Annotated in this window: 14 protein-coding genes and 1 tRNA gene; 5 read left to right on the forward strand and 10 right to left on the reverse strand. The window is 69.5% G+C overall.

Annotated features, from left to right (window positions below; all coding sequences use genetic code 11):
- Positions 1 to 778, reverse strand: a 778-nt coding sequence (locus tag I5G_RS10980; RefSeq protein ID WP_022879093.1) for a thiamine pyrophosphate-binding protein, incomplete at its 3' end; no start/stop codon positions are given.
- A gap of 191 nt (positions 779 to 969) precedes the next feature.
- On the opposite strand from I5G_RS10980, the gene I5G_RS10985 reads away from it, so the two are divergent.
- Positions 970 to 1,170 (forward strand): hypothetical protein, encoded by a 201-nt coding sequence (locus tag I5G_RS10985; protein WP_022879094.1) that lies wholly within the window; start codon positions 970 to 972, stop codon positions 1,168 to 1,170.
- Positions 1,171 to 1,291: 121 nt separating this feature from the next.
- Here I5G_RS10985 and I5G_RS21980 read toward each other — a convergent pair whose 3' ends face one another.
- Both I5G_RS21980 and I5G_RS21985 read right to left on the reverse strand, forming a co-directional pair.
- Complete coding sequence (locus I5G_RS21980; protein ID WP_022879095.1) at positions 1,292 to 3,526, reverse strand: family 78 glycoside hydrolase catalytic domain; 2,235 nt, start codon at positions 3,524 to 3,526, stop codon at positions 1,292 to 1,294.
- On the reverse strand, positions 3,526 to 4,575 hold the full coding sequence (locus I5G_RS21985; protein WP_022879096.1) for a LacI family DNA-binding transcriptional regulator: 1,050 nt from the start codon (positions 4,573 to 4,575) through the stop codon (positions 3,526 to 3,528). The genes I5G_RS21980 and I5G_RS21985 overlap by 1 nt, the downstream gene beginning before the upstream one ends.
- A 242-nt stretch (positions 4,576 to 4,817) precedes the next feature.
- Here I5G_RS21985 and I5G_RS11000 point away from each other — a divergent pair, with 242 nt between their 5' ends.
- Positions 4,818 to 5,336 carry a DUF2127 domain-containing protein gene (locus I5G_RS11000; RefSeq protein ID WP_022879097.1) on the forward strand — a complete coding sequence of 173 codons (519 nt, stop codon included), beginning with the start codon at positions 4,818 to 4,820 and terminating at the stop codon, positions 5,334 to 5,336.
- A gap of 59 nt (positions 5,337 to 5,395) precedes the next feature.
- Here the strand turns inward: I5G_RS11000 and I5G_RS11005 are convergent.
- The 3 genes from I5G_RS11005 to I5G_RS11015 all read right to left on the reverse strand — a co-directional run bounded on the left by I5G_RS11005 (position 5,396) and on the right by I5G_RS11015 (position 8,175).
- Positions 5,396 to 5,487: transfer RNA gene (locus tag I5G_RS11005), tRNA-Ser, on the reverse strand.
- 94 nt (positions 5,488 to 5,581) lie between these two features.
- On the reverse strand, positions 5,582 to 6,850 hold the full coding sequence (locus I5G_RS11010) for an LCP family protein (protein WP_022879098.1): 1,269 nt from the start codon (positions 6,848 to 6,850) through the stop codon (positions 5,582 to 5,584).
- 233 nt (positions 6,851 to 7,083) lie between these two features.
- Positions 7,084 to 8,175, reverse strand: coding sequence for an oxygenase MpaB family protein (locus tag I5G_RS11015; protein ID WP_022879099.1), 1,092 nt, complete (start codon positions 8,173 to 8,175; stop codon positions 7,084 to 7,086).
- A 113-nt stretch (positions 8,176 to 8,288) separates the two neighbouring features.
- On the opposite strand from I5G_RS11015, the gene I5G_RS24070 reads away from it, so the two are divergent.
- A complete protein-coding gene (locus I5G_RS24070) occupies positions 8,289 to 8,933 on the forward strand; it encodes a TetR/AcrR family transcriptional regulator (RefSeq protein ID WP_022879100.1) in 645 nt (214 codons plus the stop codon).
- Positions 8,934 to 8,949: 16 nt separating this feature from the next.
- On the opposite strand, the gene I5G_RS11025 is transcribed toward I5G_RS24070, so the two are convergent.
- Positions 8,950 to 9,798, reverse strand: a complete 849-nt coding sequence (locus tag I5G_RS11025; protein WP_022879101.1) for an undecaprenyl-diphosphate phosphatase — start codon at positions 9,796 to 9,798, stop codon at positions 8,950 to 8,952.
- 66 nt (positions 9,799 to 9,864) lie between these two features.
- On the reverse strand, positions 9,865 to 10,518 hold the full coding sequence (locus I5G_RS11030) for a DedA family protein (protein ID WP_022879102.1): 654 nt from the start codon (positions 10,516 to 10,518) through the stop codon (positions 9,865 to 9,867).
- Between the two features lie 185 nt (positions 10,519 to 10,703).
- On the opposite strand from I5G_RS11030, the gene I5G_RS11035 reads away from it, so the two are divergent.
- Positions 10,704 to 11,075 (forward strand): VOC family protein, encoded by a 372-nt coding sequence (locus I5G_RS11035; RefSeq protein WP_022879103.1) that lies wholly within the window; start codon positions 10,704 to 10,706, stop codon positions 11,073 to 11,075.
- Between the two features lie 40 nt (positions 11,076 to 11,115).
- On the opposite strand, the gene I5G_RS11040 is transcribed toward I5G_RS11035, so the two are convergent.
- Both I5G_RS11040 and I5G_RS11045 read right to left on the reverse strand, forming a co-directional pair.
- Positions 11,116 to 11,520 (reverse strand): arsenate reductase ArsC, encoded by a 405-nt coding sequence (locus I5G_RS11040; RefSeq protein ID WP_022879104.1) that lies wholly within the window; start codon positions 11,518 to 11,520, stop codon positions 11,116 to 11,118.
- Positions 11,517 to 12,860 carry an FAD-dependent oxidoreductase gene (locus I5G_RS11045; RefSeq protein WP_026095853.1) on the reverse strand — a complete coding sequence of 448 codons (1,344 nt, stop codon included), beginning with the start codon at positions 12,858 to 12,860 and terminating at the stop codon, positions 11,517 to 11,519. Before I5G_RS11045 ends, I5G_RS11040 begins: the two co-directional genes overlap by 4 nt.
- 88 nt (positions 12,861 to 12,948) lie before the next feature.
- On the opposite strand from I5G_RS11045, the gene I5G_RS11050 reads away from it, so the two are divergent.
- Positions 12,949 to 13,243 (forward strand): metalloregulator ArsR/SmtB family transcription factor (locus I5G_RS11050; protein ID WP_022879106.1); only part of this gene is annotated, 295 nt, incomplete at its 3' end.

Here is a 13,243-nt window from a genome sequence, read left to right on the forward strand (position 1 = left end):
CGCGGTAGCCGGACGAGAAGCCCAGGAGTCCCGTCATCCCGACGTCGTAGGGGTTGTCGTACTCGATCCACTCCTGCCGCCGGAACGCGTGCACGATCGGCGCCTGGAGCCGCTCGGCCAGCGCGAGGACGTCGGCGTGCGCCCCGGCCACCCCGGCGCCCGCGAGGATCGTGACGTTCTCCGCACCGTTGAGCACCTCCGCCGCGGCGGCGAGTCCGTCGTCGGCGGGGACGACGTGCGTGCGGGTCGCGACGATGGGTGCGCTCGCCCGGCGTTCCGGGGCTTTCTCGAAGAACACGTCGCCGGGGACGACGACGACCGCGACGCCCTGCTTCTCGATGGCCGTGCGCATGGCGGTCTCCAGGACCCACGGCATCTGCTCGGGGCTGCCGACGAGCTCGGAGTACACGCTGCACTCGCGGAACTGCTCCTGCGGGTGCGTCTCCTGGAAGTAGCCGGAGCCGATCTCGGCCGAGGGGATGTGCGACGCGATCGCGAGGACGGGCACGCGCGAGCGCTGGGCGTCGTAGAGACCGTTGATGAAATGCAGGCTGCCCGGGCCGCAGCTCCCCGCGACCACCGCGAGGCGGCCCGTGATCGCGGCTTCGCCCGCGGCGGCGAAAGCCGCGGATTCCTCGTGGCGCACATGCATCCACTCCAGCGTCCCGTCGCGGCGCAGTGCGTCGGTGAAAGCGTTGAGGGAGTCGCCGGGAAGGCCCCACACGCGCTCCACCCCCGCTCGACGGAGCGTCTCCACCATGGTCTCGGCGATGTTCATCTCTGCCTCCGGCTCTGCTCGTCCACGGCGGGCGCCCGCCGACAGCGACGCTACGCCGAGGGGCGGACGCGCGGGTCGGACGTGCGCCGATCGTCCGTTCGACATCCGTCGGATCGCGTCGCGGGTGGCGTCGCCTAGCCTCGGGACACGGCGGCGCGCCCGGCGACCGCTTCGACAGGACGGACCAGACCATGACCGGAGCCGACGCGAGCGCCCTTCCCGATCTCACCGGATCGGTCGACGACCGCCTCGCGCTGCTCACCGAGCTCGAGCGAGCGCACCCCGCGCTGCCAGCCGACTGGCTCCACCGTCAGCTCCGCTCGGCTCTCGCGGAATGGGCGGGCGACGAGACGCAGCTCGACATCGCGCGCGAGAACCACGACGACTACTGAGCCTCAGCGGCACACGGCCCCGCGCTCAGCCTGTCGACATGCGCCGGATGCCGACGGCGTTACTAACACTTACGCGGATAAGTGTTGGTAACGCTCGGACGAACCCCCGTATCTCACTCGTCTAGTCAGCTGCCACGCGCACGCTGTGCACCGTGTGCCGGCCGCTCCCGACGCGCGCGGGTTCTTCGCCCGGGAGCTGGATCACCGCCGTGCAGCCGGGTGGGATGTCGGCATCCAGGCGAACGGCATCCCCGTCGCGTTCCCATCGCACGCGGATCGCTCCGAACCGGGAGTCGAGCGACCCCTCCGCCCAGGTCAACCCGCCGCCGATGAGCGGGGCGATCGAGATCTCGCGGTAGCCGGGTGTGAGCGGCGCGATGCCGGCGATGCGGCGGTGGAGGAAGTCGGCCACGGCGCCGAGCGCGTAGTGGTTGAAGCTCGTCATCTCGCCCGGGTTCACCGTGCCGTCCGAGAGGAGCGAATCCCACCGCTCCCAGATCGTCGTCGCGCCGAGCGTCACCGGGTGGAGCCACGACGGGCTCTCGGTCTGCATCAGCAGGCGGAATGCGACGTCGGAATGGCCGGTGTCGGCGAGCGCGTCGAGGACGAACGGCGTTCCCGCGAAGCCCGTCGAGATGCGGTAGTCCGATGCGGCGACGAGTTCGGCGAGCCGACTCCCGGCCCTCCCCCGGTCGGCATCCGCCAGCAGGTCGAAGGCGAGGGCGAGGGCGTAGACCGTCACGCAATCGCTCGTGACGACCCCCTCTGAGACGTAGTGGGTGCGGAACGCCTCGCGGACCTGCGCGGCGACGGCCGCGAACCGCCCCGCGTCCCCGCCCAGCACCTCCGCGGCGCGCGCGACGGTGGACAGCGCCCGATACGCGCAGGCGGTCGCGACCACCCCGGGATCGGCGCGGGCGGCGGACGGATCCTCGGGCGGGGCCGCGGGGTCCAGCCAGTCTCCGAACTGGAATCCGGTGTCCCAGAGCCCCGTCGGGGAGAGAAGCCCGGCGATGCGCTCGGCGTGCGCGGCCATCGAGGCGAACTGCCGTTCGAGCACGTCCGGATCGCCGTACGCCCGCCACACCGCCCACGGCACCCACACCGCGGCATCCCCCCAGATCGCCGTGTCCGTGGCGGGGAGTCCGCCGTAGGCGGGGTCGTATTTCAGGATGTCGGGCACCACGTGCGGCACCCGCCCGCCCGCGAGATCCTGCTCGATCGCGACATCGCGCAGCCAGTCCGACAGGAAGTCGTGCGTGTCGAACAGGAAGGATGCCGTGTCGGCGAACGCCGCGATGTCGCCGGTCCAGCCGAGTCGCTCGTCGCGCTGCGGGCAGTCCGTCGGCACGTCGACGAAGTTGCCGCGCATGCTCCACACGACGTTCTCGTGGAGTCGCGACAGCAGTGGATCGGAACACGAGAACCGGCCGATGCGGCGCATGTCCGAACCGATCACGACGGCCTCGACACGCTCCTCGAGGGGAGGAGCGGATGCCGGCCACCCGCCGATTCCGGCGTACCGGAAGCCGTGGAAGGTCAGGGTCGGCTCGAAGAGGTCGTCGTCGCCGCTGAGGACGTAGCGGTCGGTCGCTCGCGCGCTCCGCAGCGGCCGGGTGGCGAGCTCACCGTGCTCGAGCACCTCGGCGTGGCGCACCACGATCGCCGCGCCGCGCGGCCCGCGCACGCGGAGGCGGACGAACCCGACCAGGTTCTGACCGAAGTCCACGATGGTCGCTCCCGACGGCGACGTCCAGACCCGCTCGGGTGCGATCGTCTGGATGCGACGCACGGGCGGGGCGAGGTAGGGCTCGAGGTCGTGACGGGACACGATGATCGCCGGCGCGCCGTTCGCGCCGTCGGGTGAGGACCAGTCATCGGCGAGGGTGGCATCCACCGTCTGCCCGTCATACAGATCCGCGCTGCGGATCGGGCCCTCGCTCCACTCCCACGTCTCGTCGGTCTCCACGGTCTGCGCGTGCCCGTCGCGGTAGATGATCCGGAGGCTCGCGAATACCGCGCCGCGATCCCCGTAGATGCGGGACTGGCCGCGCCAGCCCAGCCGCCCGAGGTACCAGCCGTCCGCGAGCTGCAGCCCGAGCACGAACCGGTCGGAGAGAAGAGATGCCACGTCGGTCTCGGCGTACCGCAGCCGACGCTCGTACGCGGTCCAGCCCGGGACGAGGAGTCGGTCGCTCGCGGGCGTCGCGCCGATCGACGCCTCGACGATGCCCTCGGCGCTCCAGCGGAGGGTCGCGCTCACGATTTCGGTCGACGGGCGGTCCAGGTCGACGACGCGCCGGAAGCGGGGCGGCGCATCCGTGGGAGCCGATGCGGCGATGAAGACGGCGGTCATCAGGCGCTCGCGTTCGTTCGTGCTGCGCGGGCGCCCACGTCCGCCACCGTGGAGGCGCGCACCACCAACGTCGGTGGGACGAGACGGTGGCGATCCGGCACCCGCCCGCCGACCCCGAGTTCGGCCAGGAGCAGATCGACCGCGGTCTCCCCGACCGCCTCGCCCGACGTTCGGATCGTGGAGAGGGGAATAGCGGCGACCTCCGCGATGTCGTCGCCGTCGAAGCCGATCACCGCGACATCGCGCGGCACCTCGACGCCGCACGACAGCAGCCCCCGGACGACGCCCAAGCCCACGAGATCGTTCACGGCGAACACTCCGTCGGGCAGCGGCGAGCCGCTCGTGGCGAGTTCGACGCCCGCGGCGAAGCCGGCATCCATCGTGCGCTCATCCGCGCGGACGGCGGTGAGCGTCGCACCCGGCGTCTCGCCCACGGCGCGGCTCGCTCCGTCGAACCGTTCGCTGATCTGCGCGACGCGGAACGGTCCGCCGACGAACGCGATCCGGCGCCGGCCGAGGTCGAGCAGGTGCCGCGCCGCGAGGTACCCGCCCGTCGCGTCGTCGGCCGACACCGACGAGATGAGGTCGGAGGACGAGCGACGACCGGTGATGACCGTCGGCGTCCCCCGTTCCCGCAGCTCTTCGAGCTGGGGCTCGACGCCGTCGAGCGTTGCGACGATGATGCCCGCGACGCGCTTGCGCTCGAACAGCTCGATGTACTCCCGCTGACGTCGGGCCGAGCCGGCGGAGTTCGCGATCATCACCGTCCGGCCGGCCTCGGCCGCGCGACGCTCGATCGCGTCGGCGATGACGCCGGAGAACGGATTGGTGAACTCGTACGCGATGTAGCCGATGGTTCCGGTGTCGCCCGAGCTGATCTTCCGGGCGGCGTCGCTCGGCACGAACTGCAGTTCCGCGATCACGCGGGCGAGGCGCTCCCGCGTCGCGCCGGAGAGGAGGTGCGGGTGGTTGAGGTAGTTCGACACCGTGGACCGGGAAACCCCCGCAGCCGCGGCGACGTCGGTGATGGCTGCACGTCGTGTGGTCATGTCCGTTCAGCTCTCTGGAGGTCGGTGGGGTGGGTGCGATCGAACTGGTTCAAGCGCAGCCGGGTGATGTGATTCTGGCGGCTCCGGGGCAGAGACGCAAGGGATGCGCGCCGTGAATTGGACCGATTCAAGTACGAGGCGACGGAGCTTCTCGACCGAACCCTAGGAACGCGGGAATACGATCGCCCACACGGCCCATCGCGCGGCCATCCGCGCACACTGCCCCATCAGCGAGGAGCACCATGAGAGAACGCATCCTCGACCTGGTGTTCCTCATCGGCGTGCTGTTCAAGGGGATCGACGGTCTCCTGGAGACCGTCGGCGGGATCCTTCTGCTGGTCATCAGCCCCGACCGGCTCGTCTCCGCGGCGAACGCCGCCACCGCCAGGGAGTTGGCGGAGGATCCCCACGACGTCATCGCCAACCTGCTCGTCCACGGCGTCGCGCATCTGAACGCCGGCAGCAAGACGTTCATCGCCGCCTACCTGCTCCTCCATGGCGTCGTGAAGCTCGCGATCGTGATCGCCCTCTTGATCGGTTCGCGAGGCGTCTACCCGTGGGCGATGGCGGCGCTCGGCGCGTTCGTCCTGTTCCAACTCTTCGAACTCGTCCGCTCGCCCTCGATCGGGGTCGTCGTGCTGACCCTCCTCGACATCCTGATCATCTGGCTGACCTGGCGCGAGTGGCGACGCAACCGCGAGCTGCGGCACACCTGGCGCGGCACGGTCGACTGGATCCTGCGGCGCCAGCCGGCGCGGTGACCTCGAAGACCGACGCGAAAAACCCCCGGCGATCCTGAGGATTCCGGGGGTTTCGGGTCTGGCGGAGACGGAGGGATTTGAACCCTCGGTCCCCTTACGGGGACTCCACCTTAGCAGGGTGGTGCACTAGGCCTGACTATGCGACGTCTCCAGGTGATCGACGCCGGAGCGCGAGCACACCGGTCCATAGTAACGGGTCGGGGCGTGGCATCCGAATCCGAGAAAGGGATGCCACGCCCCGCGCGTCAGCGGACGTTGCCGTTCGAGCAGGTGGCCTGCGCGGCGGTCTGACCGGCGATCGACGACGGGAGCGTGATCGTGGTCGAGGACGGCTCCGGCGTGGGCGCCGCGCTCTCGGTCGGGGCCGGTGCCGCGGTGTCGGTGGGCGCCGGGGTCGAGTCGGGCTCCGCGATCACGCCGTTACCGTCGCTCAGGTTGCCGGACAGCTGGATCGGCTGGTTCGCCGCGAGCGCGGACCACAGCGCGTCGGCTGCGTCGTACTCCGGTACGACGCGGTTCGGGTCGGCCGGGTCCGCAGCGGTCGGGTACTGCACGAAGACGATCTCGTTGAACGGCACGTCCTTGACCGCCATCGCGATCTGCACGAGCGTCAGCGGGTTCGTCAGCGACGTCGACGGGTCGACGTTGCGCAGCGCGGTCGAGGCGAGCTTGTACAGCGTCGCCGGGTTCGACAGCACTTCCTCGCTGCGGAGCTTGGACGTCAGGCGCGACATGTACTGCTGCTGATTCGAGATGCGTCCGAGGTCGCCGCCGTCGCCGACGCCGTGGCGCGTGCGGAGGAACTGCAGCGCGTCGAGGCCCTTCACGGTGCGCATGCCGGCCGGCCAGTCGATGCCCGTGTAGGGGTCTTTGATGCCGTTGGCGATGCAGACGTCCACGCCGCCGATGGCATCCGTGATGTTGATGACACCGCCGAAGCTGACCTTCGCCGCGAAGGGGATCTGCAGGCCGCTGAGGTCCGAGATGGTCTTCACCACGCAGGCCAGGCCGCCGTACGAGAAAGCGCTGTTGATCTGCTGCTTCGACATCGCCGAGCTGACGTTGCCGTCGGCATCCGTGCACGAGGGGATCGGCGCCATGAGGTCGCGCGGGAACGAGATCACCGTGACACGGCGTGGCTCGTCGGAGATGTGGATGAGCATGTTGACGTCGTTGAGGTTGTCCCCCGCGTCCGGACCCGTGCAGCGGTCGCCGAAGTACTGCGCGAAGTCGGGTTCGCACTCGTCGGTTCCGACGAGGAGGAGATTCACGCCGCCCTGCAGCTCCCCGAGGTCCGGCGGAACGGCCGGCTGATCGGGCAGATCCACGGCATCCGCGGTGAAGCTCGACGACAGGTCGTAGACGGCATACGCCGCCACGCCGGCACCGGCGACGAGGAGCACGGCCATCGCGACGGCGAGCGCGCGGAAGAACTGGCCGAGCGGTCCCACCGACCGCAGGCGTCCGTGACGCGCGATGGTCGTGCGCCCGCGCGGGGTCGTGGTTCTACTCACTCGGGTCCTTTCGGGAGGACGGATGCCACGAGGCGCGGCACGTCAGGACCTCGACGAAGCGCAGGTCGGAGACAGTTTAGGGACGGCCTCCTGTGAACTGCGTGAAGAAGTGGACAGCGTTTGTTCACGTCGCGTCCACTCGCTCACGGGGCTTCGTACGGAGGGACGTGTCCGCCCCTCCGTACGGATGCCACCCGCGAGCCACTTGACGACGAGCTCGGCTCTCCGGGCGCTCAGGCCGCGCGCGTGCGTGCTTCCTCGTGCAGACGCCGCGCGTTGCGGATGAGTTCGACGCCGTCCGGCCCCCAGAGCAGACGCATGACACGCGCCTCGTTCTCGGGGTTCTGGAACTCACGGACGTCCGCCTCGCGGGCCCGGATGATTTCGCCCGCCGCGGCGATGGTCTCCGGGGACCGCCCGGCGGAGGCTTGCAGGTTCGCCGGGAGGATGGCATCCATCAGCTCGGTCCACCGCTGATAGACGTCCTCGAGCGCCTCGACCGCGAGCGCGTGACTGGGATGCCAGTTCTGCCTGCCGACCTGGTGATACTGCTCCAGCATGTCGACGCCGGTCTCGAGGTCGCGGAACACGCTGTCGGAGTGCCCGAAGAGCGCCCAGTACTTCTCGTAGAGCGCCTGGAGCTCCGCCCAGGTGGTGGGGATCTCCGACTCCTCCGCCCCGACGAGCCGCAGGTAGGCCCCCATCTCGAGGACGTACTGGTCGCGCTGGGCGGCGGTGAGCGGCCGCGGCGGCTCGTCGCCGTGCCACGCCAGGTTCTCGTACACGCTCAGGATGCACTGCATCTCGGTGATGGCCGCCCACATGGCATCCCGCGGGTCGGCGGCAGCGTATCCGCCGAGAGACGGGTCGTCGGGGTCGATCACGGGGCCCTGCACATGGCCGTGGATGCGGTGCAGGTGCGTGGCCATGTTCTGCGCGGTCGCCGTGTCGCCGAGCCACATGGGCGCGTGCATGCCGGAGTTGCGCTGCAGACGCTCGAAGAAGTCGAACATCGTGAACCGGCCCGCGCGCGCCTTGCGACTGATCGGGTCGGCGTCGCGGATGCCCGCCACGACCGGCTTGTAGAGGAATTGGATGCCACCCTGCGCGGCACTCTCGAAAACGATCGTCGCGGGGTGCAGAAGGAGCTCCCACGTCACGGACCCGGGCCCGAAGAGCCCGTAGTCGGGCGTGCCGTCCGGTCGAGTCGAACCGCCGGCCGGAACGACCTCGCCGAAGCGTCGCCAGCGAGCGGCATCGCCGTCGATCAACTCTTGAGTGAGCACGGGGATCTTGCGATCACCGGAGATGGGCGGTGTGGACATGGCGACTCCTTCGTCATTTTCGTACGGTTTGCGTACGCAAAGAACGTTAGATCCGTCGGACACGGGACGCAAGAGCCGATCGGTATCGTGGATGCCGGGAAGGCGGTGCGGTCGTGACCGACACGGATACTCGCCCCAAGGGTCGGCCTCGCGATCCTGAGATCCGGGCCAAGGTGCTCCTGGCTGCGCAGCGGGTGTACCTGGCCCGGGGGCTGCCGGGATTCACCTTCGAGGCCGTCGCGCGCGAGGCCGGCGTAGGCAAGCCGGCGCTCTACCGCCGGTGGGAGTCCACGGATGAACTCCTCGACGACGTCCTCCGCTCGCACGCTCTCGTCCCCACGGAGACATCGACGGGCGACATCCGCGCGCAGCTGATCGACATCGCACTGGCGACCCTACGGCTGGCGGACTCGGAGGAGGGGTCGTTCGTCCTTCGCGTCAGTTCGGAGCGCGGCTCCGGCGGGGGGATGTTCGAGAGGTACTTCGAGCGGTTCCGCAGCTTCATCCACTCGCAGAACCGTGCGCTCGTGGCCGCGGCCATCGAGCGGGGCGAACTGAGTCTCGACCGCGACCCGGACATCATCGTGCTCTCCATCACGGGCGCCATGCTCGCAGGGACGCTGCTGTCGCTCGCGCCCTCGCCGGTCGCAGATCCGGCCGCCGCCGAGGACTACTGCCGCCGCGTCGTGGACGAGGTCCTCGGGGCGGATGCGCGGCGTCCCCCGGCGGATGAGGGTGGCCCGTCCGGCACCGAGTGAACGTCGGCACCAGGTGTCAGCCGGAGACGATCGTCGATTCCGCCGGGATGACACCGGTCACGAGCAGCACGATCAGGACGACGCCCAGAACGACGCGGTAGATCACGAACGGCAGGAAGCTGCCCCGGCGGAGGTACTGCATCAGGAACGCGATCACGAGATACCCGACGACGAACGCGATCACCGTCGCCAGTGCGGTCTCGCCGAGGTTGTACGGTCCCGTGCCGTCGTCGAAGCTCTTGTACAGCTCGAAGAATCCGCTCGCGAAGACGGCGGGCACGGCCAGGAGGAACGAGTACTCGGCCACGGCGGTGCGCTGGTACCCCAGCGCGCGGCCGAGCGTGGTGGTCGCCCCCGACCGCGACACCCCGGGGACGAGTGCGAGAGCCTGCGCGAACCCGTAGGCGAGGCCGTGCGGGTAGGTGAGCTCGTCGAGGCCGCGGCGCTTACGGCCGTACCGGTCGGCGACCCCGAGCAGGATGCCGAACACGATGAGCACGATCGCCGTGATCCACAGGCTCCGGAAGTTGTCACGGATGAGGTCCTGCAGCAGCACGCCGAGGACCGCGATCGGGATCGTGCCGATGATGATCAGCCAGCCCATGCGGGCGTCGGGATCGTTGCGCGGAACGCGGCCGATGAGCGAGCCGAACCAGCGCGAGACGACCGTGACGATCTTCTTCCAGAAGTAGATGAGCACCGCTGTCTCGGTGCCCAGTTGCGTGATCGCGGTGAACGTCGCGCCCGGGTCGGTCTGCGAGGGCAGGAACTCTCCCACGATCCGCAGATGCGCACTCGAGGAGACGGGGATGAACTCGGTCAGGCCCTGAACGAGCCCGAGGATGATGACCTCGAAGATGTGCATGCGATCCTTCGGTGCGGCGCGGAAAGTCGTCTGGCCGCACCGTACGGGAGGGCTTGTGAGATGCGTCTAAGAATCCGCGCTCGCGCGCCGCGACGCCCTCCACTTCCGCATCACGGCGATCACCACCGGCAGCACCGAGATCAGAACGATCACGATCATCAGCACATCGATGTTGTCGACGATGAACGGGATGCCACCGAGCAGCAGCCCGACGACCGTCATGACGACGACCCACAGGGTGGCCCCCGTCGTGTTCCAAAGGAGGAAGCGGTGATACGACATGTGAGCGGTGCCGGCGGCGACCGGGACGTAGGTCCGCACGATCGGCACGAACCTCCCGAGCACGAGCGACCCTCCCCCGTACTTGGCGAAGAAACGCTCGGCATCCTGCAGTCGCTCCGGTCGCAGGACGCGCGCTCCCTCGCGGAACAGCCGCCTACCGAAGCGCCGGCCCAGCCAGTAGCCGGTCTGATCCCCGAGGATCGCGGCGGGGATGGCGACGACCAGCACCTGCCACGGCTGAATGCCGAGCGGCCCGGCCAGCACAGCGGCGGTGACGAGGAGCGAGTCGCCGGGAAGGAACGGGAACAGCACGCCGGACTCGATGAAGATCAAGAGGGCGATGCCCGCCAGCACCCACGGTCCGAACGCGTGGAGGATGGATGCCGCATCGGGGATCACTCCGCCGGCGGCGAGCGCGTGCCCGGTCACCGTCAGCACGGGAAGGTGATCGTCGGGCGGGGGTGGGGTGTCTGCACGGTGCTCAGCATGCCGCTCCGGGCGTTTCGGTCTGCGGCGTTGACGTCGTCATCCCGCCACGGTACGAATGCGGCTCTCAGATACGGCTGAGAATTCGCGCGTTCCGCTCTCGGCCGCCAGGAGGTCGGGGAGCCTAGCCTGAGCGCATGCGCATGCGCCTCGAACTCCTCCCGTTGACCGTCTCGGACGTCGACCGCAGCATCGCGTTCTACCGCGACGTCGTGGGATTCGACCTGGACCACGACGTCTCCCCCGGCAACGGCATGCGCGTGGTGCAGCTGACCCCGCCCGGGTCGGCCTGCTCGATCGCCTTCGGCACCGGCATGGGCGCCTCGGCGCCGGTCTCCAACATCCACCTGGTCGTCGACGACCTCGAATCGACCCGATCGACTCTTGTCGCGCGCGGACTCGACGTCACCGAGATCCACGACATGGGCGGCGTGCGGTACGCCTTCTTCTCGGACCCGGATGCCAATTCCTGGGCGCTCCAGGAGATTCCAGCGGGGGCGTCTCTCTGATGGCCGGGCTCGGCATGGCCGAGATGACGGAAGCGGCTGCCTAAACGAGGCTCGCGATGAGCTGCTCGACGCGACCCTTGATGTCGTCGCGAACTCCTCGCACGACATCGACCGACTGCCCGGCGGGATCGGTGAGCTGCCAGTCTTCGTAGCGCTTGCCGGGGAAGATCGGGCACGCGTCCCCGCAGCCCATGGTGATCACGACATCCGCCTGGCGCACGGCATCCGTGGTGAGGATCTGCGGGGTTGCCGAGGACAGGTCGATCCCTTCCTCCGCCATGACCGTGACGGCAGCCGGGTTCACGGCATTCCCCGGTTCGCTTCCGGCCGAGAAGACATCGATGCGATCTCCGGCGAGAGCGCGGAGGTAGCCGGCGGCCATCTGCGATCGACCGGCGTTGTGCACGCAGACGAAGAGGACGGCGGGCTTGGTGAATTCGGTCATGGCATTCCTTTATTCGGGTTCACGCGGGTGGTGGCGGGCTGAGAGAAGGAGAGCAGGTGTGCGGACGGCACGCAGCACGCTCCGGCGAGTGGCGCCCCGGCCGCGTCGAACAAGCCCGCGCCACCACACACACCGGTATCCGGCAGCGACAGCTCGACGCGGCGCGCGGCTTCGTGGTCCCCGGCGAGCTCTGCGACGACACTTCGCACCTGCTCGTATCCGGTGAGCGCGAGGAACGTCGGCGCGCGACCGTAGGACTTCGCGCCGACGACGTAGAAGTCGGGGTCGGGGTGAGCGAGATCCGCCGCCCCTGTGGCGGCGACTGACCCGCACGAATGCACGTTGGGGTCGACCTCGGCGGCGATGCGGACGGGCGCCTGCAGCGTCGGGTCCAGTTCCAGGCGCAGTTCGGACAGGAACGACAGGTCCGGGCGGAAGCCGGTCAACACGACGACGCGATCGGCGGTGACCGTGCGCCCGTCCTCGGCGACGAGCACGGCTCGGTCGCCGTCGCGGGAGATCCGCTCCGTCCGGAAGCCCGTCACGAGGGACACGAGACCCGCGTCGACGGCCTCCTTCGCCCTCAGGCCGAGCGCGCCGCGGGCCGGGAGCTCGTCGGCGTCACCTCCGCCGAAAGTATTGGCAGTGGTCGAGCGCCGAAGCGCCCAGGTCACGGTCGTTCCCGGATCGCGTCGCGCCATCCGCGCCAAGGCCAACACAGCGGTCACCGCAGAGTGCCCGGAGCCGACGACGACGGTGTGCTTGCCCTCGAAGTCCGCGCGGTCACCGAAATCCGGGATGCGGTAGGAGAGCACCTCGCCGGCTTGCGGTTCTCCGAGCGCGGGGAGGCCGTCGGCGCCGGCAGGGTTGGGAGTCGCCCAGGTACCGGACGCGTCGATGACCGCACGCGCCGAAAGCCGGTACGCGGCACCGTCGGCCGGCTGCACGTGCACCGCGAACGGCTGCTCCCCCCTGCCCGCGTCGACCAGGCGGTCGCGGCCCCGTCGGGACACCCCGGTCACGCGGGCTCCGTAGACGACGCGTTCGCCCAGCAGCCCCGCGAGAGGGGCCAGGTACTTCTCGATCCACTGCGCGCCGGTCGGGAACCCTGTCGTCGGCGCCGACCAGCCCGTGGACTGCAGGAGTCGCGCGCTCGCGGCATCCACGAGTTCCGGCCACTCCGAGAACAGGCGGACGTGACCCCACTCGGATAGGGCGGCTGCAGGCGTGCGGCCCGCTTCCAGAACGACGACCGGCATCTGTCGTTCTGCCAGGTGGGCGGCGGCCGCCAAACCCTGGGGGCCTGCCCCGATCACGACGACGGGAAGCTGCTCGACCATCGGCATCCCTCCTCACATTGAAGCCTGTCGATGGGATAAGAGTCGGGTACATATCGACAGATGTCAATGTGAGGTGCAGAATCGTGTCATGCCGACCTTCCTGCCGTTGCTCTCGAGCGACACCGACGCCTGCTGCTCGACCATTCCCGGGTCGGCGCTGACCGCCGAAGAAGCAGATCCCATCGCGCGCACGTTCAAGGCCCTCGGTGACCCCGCGCGGGTTCGGCTCCTGTCGCTGATCGCCGCCGCCGAAGGCGGCGAGGCATGCATCTGCGACCTGACCGAGCCCGTCGGGCTGTCGCAGCCGACCGTGTCGCATCACATGAAACTGCTCGTGGACGCCGGGCTCGCGACCCGCGAGCAACGGGGAAAGTGGGGCCTAT

Source organism: Microbacterium sp. B19 (assembly GCF_000333395.1).
Classification (GTDB): domain Bacteria; phylum Actinomycetota; class Actinomycetes; order Actinomycetales; family Microbacteriaceae; genus Microbacterium.

Bases quoted from the DNA above. Each gene is read 5' to 3' on its own strand.
- I5G_RS10985 (WP_022879094.1), top strand. From the start codon at position 970: ATGACCGGAGCCGACGCGAGCGCCCTTCCCGATCTCACCGGATCGGTC.
- I5G_RS21980 (WP_022879095.1), bottom strand. From the start codon at position 3,526: ATGACCGCCGTCTTCATCGCCGCATCGGCTCCCACGGATGCGCCGCCC.
- I5G_RS21985 (WP_022879096.1), bottom strand. From the start codon at position 4,575: ATGACCACACGACGTGCAGCCATCACCGACGTCGCCGCGGCTGCGGGG.
- I5G_RS11000 (WP_022879097.1), top strand. From the start codon at position 4,818: ATGAGAGAACGCATCCTCGACCTGGTGTTCCTCATCGGCGTGCTGTTC.
- I5G_RS11015 (WP_022879099.1), bottom strand. From the start codon at position 8,175: ATGTCCACACCGCCCATCTCCGGTGATCGCAAGATCCCCGTGCTCACT.
- I5G_RS11025 (WP_022879101.1), bottom strand. From the start codon at position 9,798: ATGCACATCTTCGAGGTCATCATCCTCGGGCTCGTTCAGGGCCTGACC.
- I5G_RS11035 (WP_022879103.1), top strand. From the start codon at position 10,704: ATGCGCATGCGCCTCGAACTCCTCCCGTTGACCGTCTCGGACGTCGAC.
- I5G_RS11040 (WP_022879104.1), bottom strand. From the start codon at position 11,520: ATGACCGAATTCACCAAGCCCGCCGTCCTCTTCGTCTGCGTGCACAAC.
- I5G_RS11045 (WP_026095853.1), bottom strand. From the start codon at position 12,860: ATGGTCGAGCAGCTTCCCGTCGTCGTGATCGGGGCAGGCCCCCAGGGT.